This is a genomic window from Haloarcula sp. MBLA0163 (assembly GCF_055632435.1).
In genome coordinates, this window is the sequence record NZ_CM145745.1 from 2,090,081 (window position 1) to 2,111,780 (window position 21,700).

Consider the following 21,700-nt stretch of genomic DNA (forward strand, 5'->3'; position numbering starts at 1 on the left):
TCGGAGGGGCGGTAACCGGTGGCAAACTATACTGTCAAATATCGATATCTTTCCAGTCGAGGCGGACATCTGGGTCGCCAGCGCCGCCGACGCATCTCAGCAATGATAGCGACACACGTCGAATCGAGCGGTCAGGTACCGACGACGGGTCCGACGAGGCGTGCCGTTCCTGCGACGACGTGGCTGTCCCGGAGAGAACACGGACGGAGCCACCCATGCTGACGCCGGTGTTACAGGTCCCGGTGCTGGGCATCGAGTTCTCGACGCTCGTCATCCTGTTCATCGCGGCGTTCGGCGGGGGCGCCTTCGGCGCGGCGCTCGGGGCGCTCCCGGCGTTCTGTTTCACGGGGTTCATGGTCATCGCGGGGGAGGCCGCCGGGTTCGCGGAGGCCGAGATGGCCGCGAACGTCACCGGACTGGTCGCCTTCGGTCCGGTGTTCGGCCCCCACGTCTCCTTCGCCGGCGGGGCGGCCGCGGCGGCCTACGCCGCCAGAGGGAACGAGATGGGGGCGGGGTTCGACTACCACAACGCGAAGGCGATTACCTTCGCGCTGGGCACCGAACCGAGCCACCTCGTCGCCGGTGGACTGTTCGGTATCGCGGGCATGCTCATCACGCAGTTCTCGGCGGCACTCGCGCTCCCGTGGGACCCCATCGCCGTCGCCGTCACGCTCAGCGCCCTGCTCCACCGCGTCGTGCTGGGGTACTCCGTCATCGGCGTCGTCGCCGGCGACGGCCTCTTCGACATGACGCCGTTCGAACGCGGGGAGAAACGTGCGGCGGGCGAGGTCGACGGCGACGCGGACAAGGGCGGCGAGGAGCGGTTCGCCGTCGAACCGTGGCTCCCCCACCAGTACGAGTGGAGCGGGGTCGCCCTCATCGGGCTGGTCACCGGCATCCTCGGGGGGTACATCTGGTTGCGGACCGGGAGCTACTTCCTCGGGTTCGGCATCAGCGCCGCCTCGTTGACGTTCCTCAACCTCGGCGTCGAGAAGATCCCGGTCACACACCACATGACCTTGCCGGCGTCGACGGGCGGCGCCGCCGTCGTCGCCAGCGATCCCACCGCGAGCGGGGTGTTGGTCGTGGTCGTCGGGGCCGTCTTCGGCGTCTACGGCGCGCTGCTCGGCGAGGTGTGGCAACGGATGTTCTACGCCCACGCCGACACGCACTGGGACCCGCCCGCCGCGGCCATCACGCTCGCGACGTTCACCATCGCGGTGCTGTACATCGTCGGCGTGCTCCCGGGGTCGGCGTGGGTCCCGGCGCTGGGCGTCTGAGCCGGCGGACCCCGTACCGCCGCCCGCGCTCCCCGCTTACTCCGTGAGGGCGTCGAGTATCTCGCGCTCCGTCTCCCGGTCCGGGCCGAACTGGCGCCCGGTCCGCTCGTTCTCGCGGTGTTCGGCGACCGTCCGCTGGAGCGCGACCCGGTGGGGCGTCGACGACCAGCCGAGGTCCCGGAGTTTGGTCACGTCCAGCAGGTGAGGCGAAGCCCGATACATGGGGAAGTCCTGCGGTTCGAGGCCGTGGCGCGCGAGGTCGCGCGCGGTCGCTCCGACCGTCTCGACGCCCGTCTCACAGGTCTCGGCCAGCAGGTCGACCCACTGGCCGAGCATCGGCGCGTGTTCGTCGCCGACGTTGTAGGCCTCGCCGGCCGCTCCCGCCTCGGCGACGATGCGGAGCGCGCTCGCCACGTCCTCGACGTAGGCCATCTGCCAGAGACTCAGGCCGTCTCCGGGGAGGACGACGCGGTCCTCGACGTCGACGCGGTCGACCCAGTAGGCGAACCGCTCGGTGTAGTCGTGGGGACCGTAGACGACGGTCGGCCGGACGCTCATCGCCCGGACGCCCTCGTCGGCGGCGGCGAACACCTCGCGGTCCCCCTCGGCCTTCCGGGGGCCGTACGTCTCCGCGCTGTCGGTCGTCGCCTGCTCGTCGGAACACGGTTCCAGCGCCGTGTCGTCCTCGCGTTTCGGCACGCGCTCCTCGCCGTAGGCCGCCCCGCTGGAGACGTAGACGTACGCGTCGACGTCGGCGAAGACGTCGGTGGCGACCCGGACGTCCTCCGGGTAGTACGCGACACAGTCGACGACGACGTCCGGGTCGACGGCGGCGTACACGTCTTCGAGCGCGTCCCGGTCCCGTCGGTCACCCTCGAAGTGGGTCACGCCCGCGTCCTCTTCGAAGGGGTTCGCTCTGGTCCCGCGGTTGAGCATCGTCACATCGTAGTCGGCGTCGCGGAACTCCGTGACCGTGTGGCGGCCGATGAAGCGGGTCCCGCCGATGACGAGTACGTCGTCCATACCGGCGTATGGAGTGGCGGCGTCAAAACGGGTCGGGTGAGCGTCGGCCGGTTCCCGCCGGTCCGGAGCGACCGCGGTCGTCGACAGAGCCGAGCAGACCTGCACACTTTGCTCACCTGCGAACGATTCGTGCACAGTATTGTTCACAGTTCTCGGCAGCCGACCACCGAGAATCGAGATGCAAAATTCGTACTCTAAGCGCCTTATGGGCCATATGAACCCATTTTGCCCACTTCAATTCTGCGTGTTACGTAATACTTCGTCGTGATTATACACGAACGATAACCCGCATAATTTATTAACCATGCACAAATGCTGTTCATTTGCATGCAGCGACAACCCAAGCGAACTCGACGACGGTTCATCAAAGGTGCAGGCGCTATCGGTACGGTCGCACTCGCGGGGTGCGGCGGCAACGGGAGTTCGGACGGCGGGAGCGGGTCCGATGGGTCCGACGGGTCCGACGGGTCCGGCGAGACCACCGGGACCGGCACGGAGTCCATGGCCGACAGCATCGTCTTCTACAACGCCGGGAGCCTCAAGTACGACCCCGGGACGGAGGCGAACATCGAACGGTTCGAAGAGGAGACCGGCATCTCCGTCGAGGTGAACGAGGTGCCGTGGAACAACCTCAAGACCAGCCTCACCACGATCTGGCGGAACAAGGACGCGACGGTCGACGCGTTCAACGGCCCGACGTGGTGGCTGGCGGACTTCGTCGCCTCGGACTGGCTCGAACCTCTCGAGCTGGGCGACGGCCACATGTCCAACTTCCCGACGAACCTCCAGGACCTCGTCACGCTGGACGGCAAGACGTACATGGCTCCCGAGTTCGGCAAGTGGGGGACCTTCCTCTACGACCAGGCCCACTTCGACGCGCAGGGCGTCAGCGAGCCACCGAGCACCTGGGACGAGGTCGTCTCGAAGGGCCAGCAACTGAAGACCGAGGACACGTCGCCGTTCGCGTTCACGTGGGCCAACAAGGACGTGTTCACGTTCAAGCAGTTCCTGTATCAGGCCGGCGGACAGCTGTTCAACGATAGCAACGAGCCGGTGTTCGTCGACGCCGGGATGGACGTGATGGACTTCTTCACGGAGCTGCGCGAGCAGGACCTCATCCCCGACGGAATCTCCAGCATGGGCGAGGGCGGTACCGGCGACACGTTCATCGCCGGCCAGCTGGCCACCGTCGAGTCGTGGACACCGCTCGGCGCTCGCGCCCTCGACGCCGACAGTTGGGGGAAAGACCGACTCGCCAGCGCGAAACCGCCGAAGGGCCCCGAGTCTCGCGCGACCTTCCAGGACACGAACGGCATCAGCGTCTCGGCGTTCTCGGAGAACAAGCGCGCGGCCAAGAAGTTCGCGAAGTTCATGACCACGCCGGAGTCCTCGAAGACGAACATGAAGGTGGAGGGGAACCCCGCCGTCATCCCGTCCGTCTACGAATCCGAGGCCATCCAGAGCCAGTATCCGTCGTGGCTGCTCGAGGACATGAAGTTCAACCTCGAACACGCCAAGAGCGAGACGTACCTCGCGCAACCGCAGGTCGACGACTACCTCTCCGAGCAGATCACGCCGGCGCTACTGGGCGACAAGGACCCGCAGAAGGCGCTCGAAACGGCCCAGAGCAACATCCAGAGCCTCTACAAGGACATCGGGTTGCTCTGAGCAGTCACACCACGGCATCGCCATCTGAGTACACACGCACCTCACTACATGTCGACAGAAAAACAATCACTGCGACGAAAACTCGACCGGCTGTTCGTCCCCCTCACCGTCGGCCCGACGATGCTCTGGATAGCCGGCATCATCGTCTACCCGACCCTGAAGTTGCTCTGGAGCAGCGCCTTCTGGACGAACCCCATCAACGGCCAGAAGGAGTTCGTCGGGCTCCGGAACTTCAAACGGCTCATCTTCGCCGAAGGGGGCAACGGGACGGTCTTCGGTCTCGCACCGGACTTCGTTTCGATCACCTGGCACACGTTCGTCTACGTCGGCCTGAGCGTGAGCATCTCGTTCGCGCTGGGACTGGGCATCGCGCTCCTCCTCGACAAGGACCTCAAGGGACGCGGGTGGTTCAGGACCGCCGTCATCGTGCCGTGGATTCTCCCCTACGTCATGAGCGGCCTGATGTGGCGCTGGATGTTCAACTCCGAGTACGGCGCCATCAACGGGATACTCACCCAGTCGGGACTCCTGTCCAGCAAGATCGCGTTCTTCTCGGACGGGACCCTCGCGATGATGGCGCTCGTCATCGCCGACATCTGGGTGTTCACGCCGTTCATCATCATCATCCTGCTCGCGGGCCTCCAGAACGTCCCCGAACAGTTGTACGACGCCGCCGAAGTCGACGGCGCCGGGAAGATATCACGGTTCGTGAACGTCACCTACCCGTTCCTGAAACCGTCCATACTGGTCGCGCTGACCATCCGGATCATCTTCGACATCCGCGCGCTCGACCTCGTCTGGGTCATGACCCAGGGTGGGCCGGGGAAGTCGACGGAGGTCTGGGCCTCCTGGCTCTACCGCACCGCACAGGTCTTCAACCGCCCCGGAGAGGGTGCAGCACTCGGCGTGGTCCTCCTCGCCGTCACGTTCCTCATCGTGGCAGTGCTGTACCGAGTCTTCGGTGAGTCCCCCTACTGACAATGAGCACGAAACAATCAACTATCGGCCAACTGATAGCGGCGCTGGGACTGGACACCGAGAACGAGTGGTCCCACGTCGTCCGTGAGCGCCTCATCGCGTACGCACTGCTGGGGCTGTACGTCTTCGTCATCTGGTTCCCCATCTACTTCATCTTCATCACGAGCATCAAACCGACGTCGGCGGTGCTGGACATCCCCATCTCGTTCCTCCCGACCCAGCCGACGGTCAGCAACTACGTCGAGATATTCCAGAACCGGCCGTTCGAACTGTACACGCTGAACAGCCTCATCGTCGCGAGCACCACCACCGTCATCTGTGTCACGCTCGGGACGGTCACGGGGTACTCGTTCTCCCGGTACGACTTCGTGGGCAACAAGACGCTGTTGCTATCGATCGTCGGTGCGCGGATGATCCCGCCCATCGCGCTCATCGTGCCGTTCTTCAGCATCATGTCGAACCCGCCGCTCATCGGCGGGCTCACCGGGAGTCTGTACGACACGCGCATCGCGCTGATACTCACGTACACGTTCTTCAACCTCCCGTTCGCCGTCTGGATAATGAAGAACTACTTCGACGGCGTCCCCGAGTCGCTGGACGAACAGGCCCGCATCGACGGCTGTTCGCGCTGGGAGGGGTTCGTCAAGATCATCCTGCCGATGGCGAAACCCGGCATCGCCGCGACGGCGATTCTGGCGTTCATCTTCTCGTGGAACGAGTTCGTCTTCGCGCTCGTTCTCACGTCCTCCGAGCAGGCACAGACGCTGCCCATCGCGGTCTCGCTGTTCGTCGCCGACGACTTCGTCGACTGGGCACACCTCGCCGCCGGTGGCATGATAGCGGCCCTGCCGGGCATCCTGTTCGGCCTGTTCTTCCAGCAGTACATCGTGAGTGGACTGACCCAAGGAGCTGTCAAGGAGTAACCAACAATGGCACACGTAGAACTCAACGACCTCGTAAAGGAATTCGACGACGTCACGGCCGTCGACGGCATCTCGCTGGACATCCCCGACGAGAGCTTCACCGTCTTCGTCGGCCCCTCCGGGTGTGGAAAGACGACGACGCTGCGACTCATCGCCGGCCTCGAACGCGCCACGGACGGCGAGATCCGCATCGGCGACGAAGTTGTCAACGACCGGCGCGCGTACGAGCGGGACATCGCGATGGTGTTCCAGAACTACGCGCTGTACCCCCACAAGACCGTCCGCGAGAACATGCGCTTCGGGCTGGAACAGCACGACACGCCCGAGGACGTCATCACCGAACGGGTCACCGAAGCCGCGGAGCTCCTCCAGATACAGGACTTGCTCGAACGCAAGCCCTCGGAGCTCTCGGGGGGCCAGCAGCAACGCGTCGCGCTGGGGCGGGCCATCGTCCGCGACCCCGCGGTGTTCCTGATGGACGAACCGCTCAGTAATCTGGACGCGAAGCTCCGCGTGCAGATGCGCGCCGAACTCAACAAGCTCCACGAGGAGCTGTCGACGACGACGGTGTACGTCACGCACGACCAGGTGGAGGCGATGACGCTGGCCGACCAGATCGCAGTCATGGACGACGGCCAGATTCAGCAGGTCGGCGCGCCGACACACGTCTACTCGAACCCGCGCAACATGTTCGTCGCGGGCTTCCTCGGGTCCCCCAGCATGAACTTCATCGAGGGGACGCTCGAGCGCGACTCCGCGGGGAAACTCCAGTTGGACATCGGGACCGAGACCCACGACGTGCCCGACGAGTTCGACGAGGAACTCGAGTCGTACCTCGGCGACGAGGTCGTCCTCGGCATCCGGCCCGAGAACATCTCGCTCAACCAGGACGGCATCGCCGCGAACGTCCACCCCGCCACCGTGCAGGTGGTCGAGCCACAGGGCGAGAAGACGGTCCTCGAAGTCGGTCTCGACACCGGCCAGACCATCAAAGCCGCCGTCGACCCCGACACGACGGTCCAGATGGGTGACGACGTCAACCTCCGCTTCGACCGCGACTCGCTCCAGTACTTCGACCCACAGACCGGGGAGTCACTCACCTACGAGTCGAAGTCCGAGCAGAAACTGACCGCCTGACGATGCACTTCGACACCAGCCCTGGCCCGTCACGCGTCGCCGTGACCGCGTTCGGCATCGCCGGGATACTGGCGGCTATCGCCGTGTACAACTACGCGACCGGCGTCCACGGCGGCGCCGTCGTCAGCAGTGTCGGCACCGTCGTCGCGACGCTGTTCGGGGTCCTCAGCGAGTAATATGAGGCATGCATATTTATGAGCACCACACCGACCGTGCTTACAACGACCCGCGGCAGGCGAGAGTGTCAGTCGTAGACGTATGCAGGACCGTTCGTACCCGATTCCGGTGGGAGGGCTCCTCTAGGTGTCGAGCATGTCGACTACAAACAAGGCTATACGCGTCGCTGCCGTAACTACGGACAGACCACCGGCGCGTGTGATACGGAACAACTCGTGACTATGTTGCCCGAGGAACGACGACAGGAGATAGTTAGGAAAGTGAACAGCAGTGACAGGGTCACTGTCGAGGAACTCACGGAGGCGTTCGGTGTCTCGGGGGCGACGATCCGGCGCGACCTGGCATCGCTGGCCGAGGACGGCCTCATCGAGCGGTTTCACGGCGGTGCGCTGCCGGCCTCTGACGGCCGGGCGGACGACACGGGGAACGGGGTGGAGAGCAGCGTCCAGAACCCGAACGGCAAGCGCGCCATCGCGGAACGGGCGGTCGAGGAACTGAGCGACGGCGACGCCGTCTTCTTCGACACCGGCCAGACGACCATGGAGGTGGCCAAAGAGCTTCCCGAGTCGGTGTCGCTCCTCGTCGCGACGAACTCCCCGGAGAACGCGTTCGAGCTCCGGGAGACCTGCGGAGAGGTGAAGGTCGTCGGTGACTCGCTCCGCCGGACGTCCGACGCGCTGGTCGGCCCGAGCGGCGAGTCGTATCTGCGCAAGACGAACTTCGACGTCGTCTTCCTCGAGACCGACGCCATCCAGCAGGACGGGAGCCTCTCCGTGTCCAACGAGGACGAGGCCCGCATCAAGTCACTGCTCGTCGACGGCGGTCACCGCGTCGTCCTCGTCGCCGACGGGAGCAAACTGGGCCAACAGAGCTTCCGCGAGTTCGCCACCGTCGACGACATCGACGTGTTCATCACCGACGTCTCGCTCGGCGAGGACATGCGTGCCGTGTTCGACCGGGCCGGCGTCGACGTGGTGGACAACCTACTCGTCGTGAGCTAGCGACGGACCGTCGGGCGGTGCGACGTCGGTCGGCCTCCGGCTGATACCTCGTCGAACCTGCCGAAAAAGGACCCCGCCTCAGTCGTCGGAGGAGGCGGCGAAGTCGGCCTCGCTGGCCTCAGCGACGGCCGTCGCGGCGGCCGGCGGTTCGTTGCGCACGTCGTCGCGTTCGCGGTCGGAGATGACCTCGGCGTACGCGTCGGGCATCACCATCGTGAAGTTCTCCAGTTCGGCGTCCCAGTCGTCGAGGAGCGCGTTCGCGCGGTCCGAGTCGGTGTAGGCCGCGTGGTTCTCGACGAGGCGGGTGATCATCTGTCGGTCCTTCGCCTCCAGCGTCTCCCGGATGGAGACCATGCCGGTGTTGGCCTGCTCGGCGAAGGAGCCGTCGGGGTCGTAGACGTAGGCGACGCCGCCGGACATCCCGGCCGCGAAGTTCTTGCCCGTGTCCCCGAGGACGACGATGGCGCCGCCGGTCATGTACTCACAGCCGTGGTCGCCGACGCCCTCGACGACGCCCTTGATGCCGGAGTTGCGGACGCCGAAGCGCTCGCCGGCCATGCCGTTGATGTACACCTCGCCCTGGGTCGCACCGTAGAGGGCGACGTTGCCGATGACGATGTTGTCGCTGGCCTCGTAGGGCGCGTCCTCGGGCGTGTTGACGATGAGCTTCCCGCCGGAGAGGCCCTTGCCGACGTAGTCGTTGGCCGTGCCGGTCAGCTCCATCGTCACGCCCTGTGCGAGGAACGCGCCGAAGGACTGGCCGGCAGTACCGTCGAAGTCGACCCGGATGGTGTCGTCGGGCAGGCCGTCGCCGCCGTGGGCCCGACAGATGCGGTTCGACAGCGTCGCACCGACCGCGCGGTTGACGTTGTCGATGCTCGTGTCGATGGCGACCGGTTCGCCGTTCTCGATGGCGGGTTCGGCCGCGTCGAGCAGGTCCCAGTCGAGTTGCTCGTCGACCTCGTGGTCCTGTTCGCGCTGCTTGTACCGGCCGTCGTTGTCGGCCGGCTCCGCGATGACAGAGGAGAGGTCGAGCTTCTTGGCCTTCGGCTGCGTGACGTCGTCGCGCTGGTCGAGGACCCCGGCGCGGCCGATCATCTCGTCGACCGTCTCGAAGCCGAGCTCGGCCATTATCTCGCGCAGTTCCTGCGCGACGAAGGTCATGTAGTTGACGACGTGCTGGGGCTCACCGGGGAACCGCTCCCGCAGGTTCTCGTTCTGCGTGGCGATGCCGACCGGGCAGGTGTTCTCGTGGCACTGGCGGGCCATCACGCACCCGGACGTGACCATCGACGCGGTCCCGAAGGTGTACCCCTCGGCACCCAGCAGGGCGGCGACGGCCACGTCGCGGCCGGTCTTCATCCCGCCGTCGGTGGTGATCTTGATGCGCGAGCGCAGCCCCGTCGCGCGGAGCATCTGGTTGGCCTCGGCGACGCCCAGTTCCCACGGCAGCCCCGCGTTCTTGATGGACGTCTTCGGCGACGCGCCGGTGCCGCCGTCGTGGCCCGAGATGTGGACCACGTCGGCGTTGGCCTTCGCGACGCCGGCCGCGATGGTGCCGATGCCGTCCTCGGCGACCAGTTTGACGTTGATGTCGGCCTCGGGGTTCGAGGCTTTGAGGTCGTGGATGAGTTGCTTCAGGTCCTCGATGGAGTAGATGTCGTGCAGCGGCGGCGGCGAGATGAGGCCGACGCCCGGCGTCGCGTAGCGGACGTGGGCGATCATCTCGTTGACCTTCTTCCCGGGGAGGTGGCCGCCTTCGCCGGGCTTCGAGCCCTGCGCCATCTTGATCTGGAGCTCGTCCGCCGCGGCGAGGTACTCCGAGGTGACGCCGAAGCGACCGGAGGCGACCTGCTTGGTCGTACACTCCTTCTCGGTGTGGAACCGCTCGGGCGGTTCGCCGCCCTCGCCGGTGTTGGCGTTGGCCCCCAGCCGGTTCATCGCGATGGCGTTGTTCTCGTGCATCTCCGGGGAGAGCGACCCGAGCGACATCGCCGCCGTCTCGAAGCGCGTGACGATGTCCTCGACGGGTTCGACGTCCTCGATGGGGATGGACTCGCGGTCCGAGTCCAGTTCGAGGAGGCCCCGCAGGGTCTGGAGCTGCTCGTTCTGGTCGTTGACGAGTTCGGCGAACTCCTTGTAGGTCTCGTAGTCGCCCATGCGGACGGCCTGCTGGATCTTGCCGACCGTGTTGGGGTTCCACTGGTGGTGGATGCCGTTCGAGCGGAACTCGTACTCGCCCTGCCGGGGCATCTCCGGTTCCTCTTCGCTCCACGCCACGTCGTGGCGCTGGAGCAGGTCGTCCTCAATCTCCTCGATGCCGATGCCCTCCGTGCGGCAGGTCGTGCCCTCGAAGTACTCGGCGATGAAATCGGAGGAGAGGCCGACGGCCTCGAATATCTGGGCGCCCTGGTAGGACTCCACGGTGGAGATGCCCATCTTCGCCATCGTCTTCAGCAGGCCGTCCTCGACGGCCGTGATGTAGGCGTCGATGGCGTCGGCCAGGTCCGCGCCGTCCGGACCGGCGACGAGGTCCTCGATGGTCTCGTAGGCGAGGTAGGGGTTGACCGCGCCCGCACCGTAGCCGATGAGCGTCGCGAAGTGGTGGACCGCACGCGGGTCGCCCGACTCGAGGACGAGGCCGACGTGGTTGCGCAGCCCGTTGCGGACGAGGTGGTGGTGGATGCCGCCGACCGCCAGCAGCGAGGGGATGGGGACGCGGTCCTCGCCGGCTCCCTTGTCCGAGAGCACGATGATGTCGTGCTCCTGGGCCGCGGCGTCGGCCTCGGCCCGCACGTCTTCGATGGCCTCGCGGAGGTCCGTCCCCTTCTCGTAGGTGATGTCGACGACCTTCGTCGACATGCCGTTCTCGTCGATGTCCTTGATGGCCGCCGTCTCGGCGTCGGTGAGAATCGGCGAGTCGAGGACGAGTTGGCGGGCGTGGTCCTGGGTCTCGTCGAGCAGGTTGCGCTGGAAGCCGAGCCGCGATTCGAGCGAGGTGACCAGTTCCTCGCGGATGTAGTCAAGCGGCGGGTTCGTGACCTGTGCGAACAGCTGTTTGAAGTAGGTAAAGAGCGGCCGGTTGAACTGCGAGAGGACCGACAGCGGCGTGTCGTCACCCATCGAGCCGACGGGGTCTTTCCCCTTCTCGGCCATCGGCTCGATGAGGTGGTCGACCTCGTCGTACGTGTAGCCGTACATGGCCTGGTGGCTCCGCAGGCCACTCACCTCGTGGCGCGGCGTGTTGTCCGAGCGGTCGGCCACGTCGTCGATGTCGACCTGTTCTTCGGCGACCCACTCGCCGTACTTGTCGTCGGCGATGTTCTCGAAGACCTCCTCGTCGGGGATGACGCGGCCTTCTTCGGGGTCGGCGAGGAAACACTGTCCGGGCTGGAGGCGCCCGCGTTCGGCGATTTCGCTGGCGTCGTGGTCGAGCGCGCCGGCCTCAGAGGACATCACGAGCGTGTTGTCCTGCAGGACGTCGTAGCGACACGGACGCAGGCCGTTGCGGTCGAGGACGGCACCGATGCGCTCGCCGTCGGTCGCCGCGACCAGCGCCGGTCCGTCCCACGGTTCGACGAGCGACGCGTGGTAGTCGTAGAAGTCGCGTCGGTCGCCGGAGACGTTGTTCATCTCGCCGCGCCACGCCTCGGGGATGAGCATCCGGAGCGCGTGCGGGAGGTCGCGGCCGCCCTGCAGGAGCAGTTCGAGCGCGTTGTCGACGCTCGCGGTGTCGGACTGGTTCGGGTCGTCGATGATGGGTTTGATGGTCTCGATGTCGTCGCCGAACCGGTCGCTCTGGATGTCCGTCTCCCGAGCGCGCATCCAGTTGATGTTGCCCTGGATGGTGTTGAACTCGCCGTTGTGGATGATGCGGCGGTACGGGTGTGCGAGGTGCCACGCGCCGAGCGTGTTCGTCGAGAAGCGCGCGTGGACCATCGCGAACGTCGACTCCAGACGGTCGTCGGAGAGGTCCGGGTAGTACGCCGGAAGCTGTTCGGCCGTCAGCAGACCCTTGTAGACGACGACGTCGGTGGCCAGCGAGACGACGTAGAAGCGTTCGTGGCCCGGCGGCTGCTCGGACTCGACGGTGTTCTCCAGCGCGCGGCGGGCGACGTAGAGCTGGTTGTCGAGTGCCTCGCCCGTCTTCCCCTCGGCGGACTCGGCGACGAACTGGACGATCTCGGGCTCGGATTCGATGGCGGTCGCGCCGAGGTCGTCGTTGTCGGTCGGGACCGCCCGCCAGTCGAGCACGTCCAGTCCCTCGCCGGCGAGTTCCGTCTCGACGAGGTCTTTCAGACCCTCGGCGGCCTCGTCGTCGTCCTTCGGTAGAAAGAGCGTCCCGACGGCGTACTCGCCCGGCGCGGGCAGGTCTGCGTCCAGTTCCTCGGCGAAGAACTCGTGTGGAATCTGGAGCATGATACCGGCACCGTCACCGGTGTTCTGCTCGGCCCCGGTCGTCCCGCGGTGTTCGAGGTTCTCGAGGAGGTCAAGTCCGTCAGATACTGTGCCGTGGTCGCTGCCGCCGTCGAGGTCCATGACGACCCCGACACCGCAGTTCGACCGTGCGTCTGTCGGGTCTACGAGCCCGGCCTCACTCGCAGACTGGTCACTGTCGTGTCGCTCAACCATGTGTGCGCGCTTCTAGTTGGGGCCCCCATAAGAGGATGTTCATGAAGGTATTAGTGTTCTTTACCCCCACATTAGGACATATATATTTGTCACGATAGTTGGCGCTGTATTGCGGTTGACAGGATTATTCCAGCGCCACCGGTCCGGAAGCGACGGACCACAGCCGGCAAATATTGCGCCGTCCTCGACGAATCCTATCTCGACGCGCGGGCCGGCGTCGGGTCCTCGATGCCCGAGAGGTACGCCGTGAGGTCGGTGGTCGTCAGCATCCCGACGACCCCCTCGGTGTCGTCGACGACGGGGACGTGGTGGATGCCGTGCTCTATCAGCAGGTCCGCGACGGCCTCGATGGGTTCGTTGGCGGTCGTCGTCACCACGTCGGTCGTCATGTAGTCGGCGACCGAGAGCGTCTCCGTCGACTCGTCGGCCGCGGCGATGGCCACGAAGTCCGTCGACGTGAGGATGCCCGCGAGCTGGCCCTCGTCGTCGGTCACGACCACGGAACTGATGCCGGCGTCCAGCATCAGTTCTGCGGCTCGTTCCGCCGGCGTGTCGGCCGATACGGTCGTTACGGGTGAGGACATCAACCGTCCGACAAAGATGTCGTCCATGGGTGTGAGTGGCGTTCACACGCGAATAAGGCTGTTGTTACCTGCAGGGTAGGCAGTGTATACGACGGCGCCCGTCCGACCGGTCGCGGTCGACGGAACCTGTTACGTTTCGAGACAATCCGGCCGCTGTCTGCCGTTTGTATGACCCGAGTCTGACGCCGATTTATATACTCCGGTGTAACACTCCTCTGTGGGGGCACGGAGAAAGTCACACGCTCCCTGAGCCCCATCCTTTCCTTCGGTTATGAGACCGGTAGCCAGCGGCCGCGCTATCGGACGCCGTCGTCTGCGTCGTCGACGGGCAGCGTCAGAGCGACGGTGGTGCCGTCGGGCGACGTGTCGACGTCGACGTCGCCGCCCAGCGCCCAGACGCCCCAGTATGTGAGCCAGAGGCCGAGCCCGCTCGCGTGCTTCAGGGCCGTCTCCTCGCCGTCGCGGATTGGTTCGAGTTCGTCGGGGTGGATCCCCGGGCCGTCGTCGTGGACCGAGAGGCGGTAGCGGTCCCCCGAGCGCTCGCCGGTGAGACGGACCCCCGGGTCCGGTCCGGCGTGTTGCAGCGCGTTCTCCACGACCTCGCCGAGGACCAGCGCGAGGAGGTCCCGGTTGGTCGTCAGCTCGGTGCGGCCGTCGTCGAGGGCGACGTCGACGGTCGGGTCGGCCGACTCGAACCGGGCGACGACGGCGTCGACGACGTCGGCGACGACGATCGAATCTCTGTACGACGACTGGTCGAACACCCGTTCGATTCGTATCGCCTTCTCGCTGATGTCGGTGAGCCGTTCGGCCTGCGTCGCGACCGTCGTCGCGAGACTCGCCACCTCCCCGTTCGTCCGCTCCGCGATCTCGTCCGCCGCCCCGAAGGCGACGGTCATGCTGTTCCGGACGTTGTGTCTGAGAATCCGGTTGAGGACCTGCAGCCGCTGTTGACGGCGGTCCAGACGCGTCACGTCGCGGACGACGAGGGCGTGGCCGACCGGACGCGAGCCGGGACCGGTCACCGTCGACGCGGTCACCTGGAACGTCTGGCCGTCCCGCCTGTCGCGCGTCGGCAGGTCGTCGACCGTCTCGACGCCGAACCCGTCGAGTACCGGGCTGACCGACCGGCCGACCAACTCGTCGGCGCCGAGGTACGACCGTGCCCGGGCGTTCGCCCGCAGGATGGTGTCGTCGTCGGCCACGACGAGGATGCCGTCGTCCAGTTCGTCGAAGACGGTGCGCTCGCCGATGCGGGCGATGGCCGGGACCGTCGCCAGCACCTCCTGGCGGAACACGGCGTACGCGAAGAACAGCGACTGGCCACCCACCGCGACTTCGATGAGCGGGTAGCCATCGACCGGAGCGACACCGAGGATCTGTGCCGCGCCGGCGAGGACGCTCACGAGCGACCCGAGCACGAGCGCCAGCGACTGGCCGAGGAACAGCGTCTCGCCGTCCGCGGCGGTCTTCAGCACCACGGCGAATCCGCCGAGGAACACCGCGTAGAGGTACAGGCCGAGCGCACCGCCGACGGGTCCGATGGTGGCCGCCACCACGGTCCCGGCCGCGACCGTCTGCTGGGTCACCCCCTCGACGAGGAGGGGCCACGAGGGAGCGACGGCGTAGCTCACCGCACCCGCGAGGAGCGGGGCCGTCACGACGCCGAACGGGCGCGGCCGGAGCCACCACTCTCGCCCGGTGTACCGGAGGACGAACGCGAGCCAGACGACGCCCGCGAGCAGGCTCAGTCCCGTCGTCACGCCCCACATCCTGAGTCGGAGTGGCCCGGTGTCCAACACGAGGCCGACGGCCGCCGTGGACACCCAGACGGCCGTGACAGCCTGTAGGCCCGCGAACAGCCGGCTCCCGGGCGTCTGTCGGTGTCGCCAGCCGACGACCCCCAACCCCAGCACCACCGCGACCACGACGAGGAGAACGACTACGGTGACACTCATCCCACGACCATGGGAACACGTTGCGTGGCACCCTTCTTATCGTTTATCCGTAAATTACCAGCAAGTGATACTCGAGCGGCGACGGCTCGGTCCCGGCCGAACTGGCGACGGTAGCAGCCGCCAGTTCGGACTCAGTAGCTCTTCGCGAAGTACGCCGTCTCCTCGGCGTCCTCGCCGCAGATGGCACACTCGTCGTGGATCGGTTCCTCGTCGCGGTCCAGCGGCACCATCACGATCTCGGCGGCGATGGCCTCCTTGATGGGGTCCTCGCAGTCCTCGTCGCCGCACCAGCCGCACTTGACGTAGCCGCCGTGCTGGCCGATGGTGCCGAGGATCTCCTCGCGTGACCCGGCCTCGCGGATCTCGCCCTCCAGCGTCTCCTCGGCGCTGGCGTACAGTTTGGCGTGGATTGTGTCGAGGTGGTCCGCGACGGTGTCGTCGATGTCCTCGCGGTCGACCGTCTCGCTCTCGCCGTCGGGACGGTGGACCAGCGTCGCCTCCTCGTCCTCGACCTCGTGGGGCCCGACCTCGATGCGCAGCGGGACGCCGTTGAGTTCGTGTTCGTTGTACTTGAAGCCGGGATTGCGGTGGTCCCGGTCGTCGAGTTCGACGCGGACGCCGGCCTCCTCCAGTTCGGCGGCGAGGTCGGCGCTGTACTCCAGCACGTCGTCTTTGGTGTCCTCCTGCCAGATGGGGACGACGACGACCTGCGTGGGTGCGAGGGCGGGCGGGAGGACCAGCCCCTGGTCGTCGGAGTGGGTCATGATGAGTGCCCCCATGGCACGCCACGAGAGTCCCCACGAGGTGGTGTGGGCCACGTTCTCCTCCTCGTTCTCGTCGGCGTAGGTGATGTCGAACGCCTCGGCGAACGACGTCCCGAGGTAGTGGGAGGTGGCGGCCTGCACGCTCTTGCCGTCGGGCATCAGCGCCTCGACGGTGGTGGTCGTGTGTGCCCCGGGGAACTTGTCGTGTTCGGGCTTGCGGCCCTTCAGCGGCGGCATCGCCATGACCTCCTCGTAGAGGCGCTCGTACTGGTCCAGCCGGGTCATCGTCTCGTCCCACGCGCCCTCCTCGTCGGCGTGGGCCGTGTGGCCCTCCTGCCAGAGGAACTCCTTGGTGCGGAAGAACGGCTTCGTCTCGGTGGCCTCCCAGCGGACGACCGAACACCACTGGTTCAGTCGCAGGGGGAGGTCACGGTGCGAGCGGGTCCAGTCGGCCATGAACGGCGCGATGATGGACTCGCTGGTGGGCCGGACCGCCAGTCGCTCCTCGAGTTCGTCGTGGCCGCCGTGGGTGACCCACGCCACCTCCGGGTCGAACCCCTCGACGACGTCCTTCTCCCGCTCGAGGTAGCTCTCCGGGATGAACAGCGGGAAGTAGGCGTTCTGCGCGCCGGTGTCCTTGAACCAGCCGTCGAGGTGGTTCTGGATGCGCTCCCAGATGGCGTACCCCCGCGGGCGCGTGACGATGAACCCGCCCATGGGGGCGTAGTCCGCGAGGCCGGCCTTCTGGACGACTTCGGCGTACCACTCGCCGGGTGAATGCTCCTTGCTCTCCGTGATGCCGAGTTCCTGCTCGCCGCTCATTACCGGAATCGTGGCCCACGCCGCTAATAAACTCCCCGAAGGTGTGCCACTACGCGCCGATGGTGGTCAGCGACGCCACGGAGTCGGCGATGCGTCGGTCCATGTCCGTCCCGCCGAACGTCGGCACCGGCGTCGTCCTGAGGGCGTAGAACGCGCCGTCCTCGCCGCGGGTGAAGTCGACGGCGACGGCCCGGGCACCGAACCGCTCCAGCAGCTCGCGGACCCGCGTGGCCAGCGCCACGTCGACGTCGGTCCGCGAGACCAGCGGGCCGGCGTCTGACAGGGCGGTCCGCAGCTCCAGTGCGCGGACGTGGGTCTCGCGCCCGTCGTCGACGGCGTAGTACCGGTGGTCGAGCGGTTCGGTCCGGACCGACTCGACGTAGACCGACGGCTGGTCTCCCCCTGGGGACCGACCGCGCCACGCGAACGGGTTGGCCACCTCGAAGCCGGCCGTCGGGCCGTCGAACCGGACCTCGGGGACGCGACACCCGAGTTCGCCCAGGGCGTCGAGCGCGACGACGCGGGAGGCGAGGGCCGTCGTCGCGAGGAACCCGTTCCACGTCGGGACGTCCCGCCGGTCCGCGTAGCGGAGGGCGCCGAACGACTCCGGGTGTAACGTGCCGTTGACCAGGGCGTCGAGACCGTCGACGTCGGCCCGACGAATCGGGTCCACCGGCCGGAGGAACTCGACCTCGAACCCGCGTGCGGCCAGTCGTTCCGCGACCGGCCAGAAGGCGGGGTGGTCCGGTTCACAGACGAACCCGATGCTGTCCATACCGTCGGGTCTCGCGGACGGCGTAAAAAAGTCAGCCAGAACCGAGAGAGTCAGGTGGCTCCGCCGTCTAGGTGTCGGCATGACATGGCCGGGACACATGGGCGTCCACCTGGGCGAGTTCCACGTGGACTTCGGCGCCGTCCTGCTCGTCTCCGGCCTGGCGACGGCGGCCCTCTGTGCGCTCGGGCTGGCCGCCTACCGCCGGCGCGGGTCGCGGGCGTACCTCCTCGTCGCGCTGGCGCTCGGGGCGCTCGTCGCCCGACCGATGCTGGCGGGGCTGTCGATGGTCGGGGCCATCAGCCCGACCAGCCACCACACCCTCGAACACGCCGCCGACGCGCTGCTCGTCGCGCTGGTCTTAGGTGCCGTCTATTATTCCAGACAGGTCGAGAAACGACTCGATAACGGCGACACATGACGAACGAGACCCGACAGGCGATTCGGAACCACATCGACCGCGACCCCGGCGTCCACTTCCGCGAGTTGACGCGGGTGCTCGACCTCGCGACGGGACAGGTCCAGTACCACCTCCGGCGACTCGACGACGTCACCACGGAGACGGTGAACGGCCGCACCCACTACTACCCGCCGGAGTACGACGGGTGGGAGCGGCGCGTCCTCGCCCTCCTCCGCCGGGAGACGGCCCGCGACGTCGTGGCGACGCTGTTCGAGACCGACGGCGCCAGACCCGACGCCGTGGCCGACCACCTCGGCATCGCCCGGAGCACGCTCGAGCACCACCTCGACGGACTGGTCGAACACGGCGTCGTCGCGAAGCGCCGCGACGGCGGCCGCGTCACCCTCGAACTCGTCGACCCGGTGGAGACGGCCCGACTGGTCCGGGTCCTGGAGCCGAGTCTCCCGGCACGGCTCACCGACCGGTTCGAGCGGTTGGTCGACAACCTGCTCGACAGTCCGGACGGGAGGGGGTGACGCGCTCGCCGGGACGCGTGGGCGGCACCCGCGTTCGGCTGGTGTACCAGAATCGAGTAATGGGTCGACCCCCTAGCCCGTGTCGATGACAGACCGCGGTATCTCCCGACGCGAGTTCGCGAAGAGCGCCGTCGCCATCGGTGGGACGGCCGCGCTCGCCGCCTGTCTCGACCGTGGCACGCCCGACGTCCCCGAGGGGACCGACGACACCGCCAGTCTGCCGGCCCGCCAGCACGCCTGGAACGACGCGCTGGCGACCGACGACGCCGGCAACCACCGGATGGCACACCACCACGTCCTCCTGCTGCTCGACTACGAGGGCGACGGGACGCCGACCGACGACGACCGGACGCAGGTCGAGGACGCGCTCACGTCGCTCGAGCGGGCCTACGAGTGGAGCAACGACGGGCTCCTGTTCACGCTCGGCTACAGTCCGGCGTACTTCGACCGGTTCGGGGCGAGTCCGGCGGGCGTCGAGGTGCCGGAACCGGAAGCGCTGGCGCCGTTCGAGGACCCCGCCTTCGACACGCCCGACGCGCTCCTCCACCTCGCCAGCGACCACGAGAGCGTCGTGCTGGCGGCCGAGGAGGCGCTGAAAGGGACCGAGGCGTCGGTGAACGACCACGAGATGGCGGCGTCGTTCGAGGGCGTGTTCGAGGTGGCCGACCGACGGACCGGGTTCGTCGGCGGTGGCCTCCCGGCCGAGAACCAGGACGTCGACGGCATCCCGGACTCCGAGCCCGTCCCCGAGGACGCGCCGCTGTTCATGGGCTTCAAGTCCGGTTTCAAGGGCAACCAGGCCACCGAGGACCGCGTGACGGTCGATTCGGGGCCGTTCGCCGGCGGCGCGACACAGCACCTCTCGTTCATCCGGCTGCACCTCCAGCAGTGGTACGAACAGGACTCCCGCGACCAGCGGGTCTCGAAGATGTTCTGCCCGGCCCACGCCGACGAGGACAAGGTGGACGGCGTCGGCGAGAACCTCGGCCAGCACAGCGGCGTCAAGGACTGCGCGGCGGACGTCGTCGAGAGCGGCCGCCGGGAGGGCGTCGTCGGCCACTCGCAGAAGCTCTCGCGCGCTCGCGAGGACGACAGTCCGACCATCCTCCGCCGGGACTTCGACTCGACCGACGGCGGCGAGGCCGGGCTGCACTTCCTCTCGCTCCAGCGGTCCATCGCCGACTTCGTCGCGACCAGGGAGGCGATGAACGGCGCGGACGTCTCCGAGAACTCCGCGGTCGGCCAGCGCACCAACAACGGCATCCTCCAGTACATGACCGTCGAGCGCCGGGGGAACTACCTCCTGCCGCCGCGTTCCCTGCGGGCGCTCCCGCCGGCCGACCCGACCTGATTCGCCCACCGTACCAGAACCGTCTTTGAGGGACGGCGGCTACCCGAGCGTATGCACCGACGACGCTTTCTCGCCAGCGCCGGCCTCGCCGGCGCGTCGCTCGTCGCCGGCTGTGGCTCTTTCCAGACCCAGTCGACGCGCGCGCCGCCGCCCGTGGAGGACCGCCCCGACGCCACCTACCGCCCGACCCACGTCGAGGGGATGGGGATGGCCGGGATGGCCGAGGCGGGCGACTACATGCTCGGGTTCACCTACTCGTTCCCGCACCGCTTCTGGACGGTCACGGGGACGGACGCCGAACGGGTCGACATCCGCGACGCGGACAGCGTCCACCTGATGGCGACCGTCTGGGACCCCGAGACCGAGATGGTCCTCCCCATCTCCGCCGGCGTCTCCATCGCCATCGAGAAAGACGGGGAGACGGTCGACGAGAAGTCGCCGTGGCCGATGATATCCCAGAACATGGGCTTTCACTACGGCGATAACTACGAACTCGACGGCGACGGCCTGTACACGCTGACCGCCCGCGTCAACGCGATGGACGAGCGCCGCCTGGGGTCGTTCGCCGAGCGGTTCGGCGACGCCGCCGAGGCCAGCGTCGAGTTCGACTTCTCCGAGTCGGCCCTCCAGAAGCTCTCCTACGAGGAGTTCCCCGAGACGCAGGGCGAGCGGGCCGCCGTCGACCTGATGGAGATGTCGATGGTCCCGACCTCGCAGGCGCCGGTCGCCGGCGAGTTGCCCGGGACGCTCCTCGGGACGAAGAAGGGCAGCGACGGCGTGTACGCCGCGACGTGGCTCTCCGAGGCCGACTTCCTCGCCGACGGCGAGTCGTACCTCGCCGTCTCGGTCCGCACGCCGTACAACCGCGTCCCGCTACCGATGATGTCGCTCGACGGCACCGTCGAGGCGGGCGGCGAGACGGCGTTCGACGACGCGCTGACCGCCGCCGTCCACCCGGCCCTCGGCTACCACTACGGCGCCGTCGTCGAGACGACGGAGACGGACCCCGCGGTCGGCGTCGACGTCGTCGCGCCGCCGCAGGTCTCGCGCCACGAGGGGTACGAGACGGCGTTCGTGGGGACGCCCTCGTTCTCATTCTAGCCCGAAGGGGCTCTGGCCCTCCTGCCACGGCCACCCGGGCAGTCGGGTCTGGACGCCGGCCGCCAGCGCCGCGTCGAGGTCGTCCGCCCCCGCGGCCTCGTCCTCGGCCCCGTGGGTCCGCACGTCGGCGACGTGGAACGTGGCTTCGGCGAGCAGTCGGAGCGGTTGGTCGCCCGCCAGCATGGCCGCGAGCTCCCGGCCCAGCAGTTCGTCGACGACGAATCCCGGGTAGTCGCCTTCGACGTCGAGGTCCCGGAGCAACCGGATGAGGGCCGCGACGTTGACCGCCCGGTCGCCGTCGGCGAACACCGCCTCGACGCTCTCGCGGTAGGCCCGCTCGTCGATGGACGCGACATCGGCGCCGAACAGGTCGCCGAGGTGCTCGCGTGTATCGTTGACCAGCGGGACTATCGTGTCGGCCCGTCCGAGACACCACTCGTACTCCTCGGCGACGACGGCAGGGGTGACGTGCATGTGTCGTCCTCGTCCGCCGTCGCCTTCGGTGTGGCGACGGGCGGGGCCGGAGCGGTCGGTCGGAGCGGGTGTGACCGAACACGAGACTTATCCCGTTCGGGGGCGACGGCCTCCAGACG

Annotated in this window: 18 protein-coding genes; 11 read left to right on the forward strand and 7 right to left on the reverse strand. The window is 67.4% G+C overall.

What is annotated here, in order from left to right; all coding sequences use genetic code 11:
* Positions 1-215 precede the first annotated feature (215 nt).
* On the forward strand, positions 216-1,280 hold the full coding sequence (locus ACV7GQ_RS11165) for a DUF7973 family transport facilitator (RefSeq protein ID WP_470310318.1): 1,065 nt from the start codon (positions 216-218) through the stop codon (positions 1,278-1,280).
* Positions 1,281-1,316: 36 nt separating this feature from the next.
* Here the strand turns inward: ACV7GQ_RS11165 and ACV7GQ_RS11170 are convergent, their stop codons facing one another.
* Positions 1,317-2,303 carry an NAD-dependent epimerase/dehydratase family protein gene (locus ACV7GQ_RS11170; RefSeq protein WP_470310319.1) on the reverse strand — a complete coding sequence of 329 codons (987 nt, stop codon included), beginning with the start codon at positions 2,301-2,303 and terminating at the stop codon, positions 1,317-1,319.
* Positions 2,304-2,630: 327 nt separating this feature from the next.
* Here ACV7GQ_RS11170 and ACV7GQ_RS11175 point away from each other — a divergent pair, with 327 nt between their 5' ends.
* The 6 genes from ACV7GQ_RS11175 (at position 2,631) to glpR (ending at position 8,187) form a co-directional block, all read left to right on the forward strand.
* Positions 2,631-3,971, forward strand: a complete 1,341-nt coding sequence (locus ACV7GQ_RS11175; RefSeq protein WP_470310320.1) for an extracellular solute-binding protein — start codon at positions 2,631-2,633, stop codon at positions 3,969-3,971.
* A 48-nt stretch (positions 3,972-4,019) separates the two neighbouring features.
* Positions 4,020-4,949: a carbohydrate ABC transporter permease gene (locus ACV7GQ_RS11180; RefSeq protein WP_470310321.1), complete on the forward strand. Its 930-nt coding sequence runs from the start codon at positions 4,020-4,022 to the stop codon at positions 4,947-4,949.
* 2 nt (positions 4,950-4,951) lie between these two features.
* Positions 4,952-5,872 carry a carbohydrate ABC transporter permease gene (locus tag ACV7GQ_RS11185; RefSeq protein ID WP_470310322.1) on the forward strand — a complete coding sequence of 307 codons (921 nt, stop codon included), beginning with the start codon at positions 4,952-4,954 and terminating at the stop codon, positions 5,870-5,872.
* Positions 5,873-5,878: 6 nt separating this feature from the next.
* Positions 5,879-7,009, forward strand: coding sequence for an ABC transporter ATP-binding protein (locus tag ACV7GQ_RS11190; protein WP_470310323.1), 1,131 nt, complete (start codon positions 5,879-5,881; stop codon positions 7,007-7,009).
* Between the two features lie 2 nt (positions 7,010-7,011).
* Entirely contained in the window at positions 7,012-7,185 is a 174-nt protein-coding gene (locus ACV7GQ_RS11195) for a hypothetical protein (protein ID WP_470310324.1), read from the forward strand.
* Between the two features lie 222 nt (positions 7,186-7,407).
* The gene (glpR, locus tag ACV7GQ_RS11200) at positions 7,408-8,187 is read left to right on the forward strand and encodes an HTH-type transcriptional regulator GlpR (RefSeq protein ID WP_470310325.1); all 780 of its coding nucleotides are present in this window, start codon (positions 7,408-7,410) and stop codon (positions 8,185-8,187) included.
* A 78-nt stretch (positions 8,188-8,265) separates the two neighbouring features.
* Here the strand turns inward: glpR and gltB are convergent, their stop codons facing one another.
* From gltB to ACV7GQ_RS11225, 5 genes are all read right to left on the reverse strand, one after another.
* A complete protein-coding gene (gltB, locus tag ACV7GQ_RS11205) occupies positions 8,266-12,819 on the reverse strand; it encodes a glutamate synthase large subunit (protein ID WP_470310326.1) in 4,554 nt (1,517 codons plus the stop codon).
* A 194-nt stretch (positions 12,820-13,013) separates the two neighbouring features.
* Positions 13,014-13,430, reverse strand: coding sequence for a CBS domain-containing protein (locus ACV7GQ_RS11210; RefSeq protein ID WP_470310327.1), 417 nt, complete (start codon positions 13,428-13,430; stop codon positions 13,014-13,016).
* 269 nt (positions 13,431-13,699) lie between these two features.
* Complete coding sequence (locus ACV7GQ_RS11215; RefSeq protein ID WP_470310328.1) at positions 13,700-15,361, reverse strand: histidine kinase N-terminal 7TM domain-containing protein; 1,662 nt, start codon at positions 15,359-15,361, stop codon at positions 13,700-13,702.
* A 131-nt stretch (positions 15,362-15,492) separates the two neighbouring features.
* Positions 15,493-16,947, reverse strand: a complete 1,455-nt coding sequence (gene proS, locus ACV7GQ_RS11220; RefSeq protein ID WP_470310329.1) for a proline--tRNA ligase — start codon at positions 16,945-16,947, stop codon at positions 15,493-15,495.
* 49 nt (positions 16,948-16,996) lie between these two features.
* Entirely contained in the window at positions 16,997-17,722 is a 726-nt protein-coding gene (locus ACV7GQ_RS11225) for an ATP-grasp domain-containing protein (protein ID WP_470310330.1), read from the reverse strand.
* Between the two features lie 79 nt (positions 17,723-17,801).
* Between ACV7GQ_RS11225 and ACV7GQ_RS11230 the strand changes: the two genes are divergently transcribed.
* The 4 genes from ACV7GQ_RS11230 to ACV7GQ_RS11245 all read left to right on the forward strand — a co-directional run bounded on the left by ACV7GQ_RS11230 (position 17,802) and on the right by ACV7GQ_RS11245 (position 21,107).
* Positions 17,802-18,140 (forward strand): DUF7471 family protein, encoded by a 339-nt coding sequence (locus tag ACV7GQ_RS11230; protein WP_470310331.1) that lies wholly within the window; start codon positions 17,802-17,804, stop codon positions 18,138-18,140.
* A complete protein-coding gene (locus ACV7GQ_RS11235) occupies positions 18,137-18,655 on the forward strand; it encodes a winged helix-turn-helix transcriptional regulator (RefSeq protein ID WP_470310332.1) in 519 nt (172 codons plus the stop codon). The genes ACV7GQ_RS11230 and ACV7GQ_RS11235 overlap by 4 nt, the downstream gene beginning before the upstream one ends.
* 85 nt (positions 18,656-18,740) lie before the next feature.
* Complete coding sequence (locus ACV7GQ_RS11240) at positions 18,741-20,006, forward strand: DUF7405 family protein (RefSeq protein WP_470310333.1); 1,266 nt, start codon at positions 18,741-18,743, stop codon at positions 20,004-20,006.
* Between the two features lie 51 nt (positions 20,007-20,057).
* Positions 20,058-21,107 (forward strand): DUF7350 domain-containing protein, encoded by a 1,050-nt coding sequence (locus ACV7GQ_RS11245; RefSeq protein ID WP_470310334.1) that lies wholly within the window; start codon positions 20,058-20,060, stop codon positions 21,105-21,107.
* Here ACV7GQ_RS11245 and ACV7GQ_RS11250 read toward each other — a convergent pair.
* The gene (locus ACV7GQ_RS11250; RefSeq protein WP_470310335.1) at positions 21,099-21,581 is read right to left on the reverse strand and encodes a DUF7984 family protein; all 483 of its coding nucleotides are present in this window, start codon (positions 21,579-21,581) and stop codon (positions 21,099-21,101) included. The genes ACV7GQ_RS11245 and ACV7GQ_RS11250 overlap by 9 nt on opposite strands.
* Positions 21,582-21,700 lie beyond the last annotated feature (119 nt).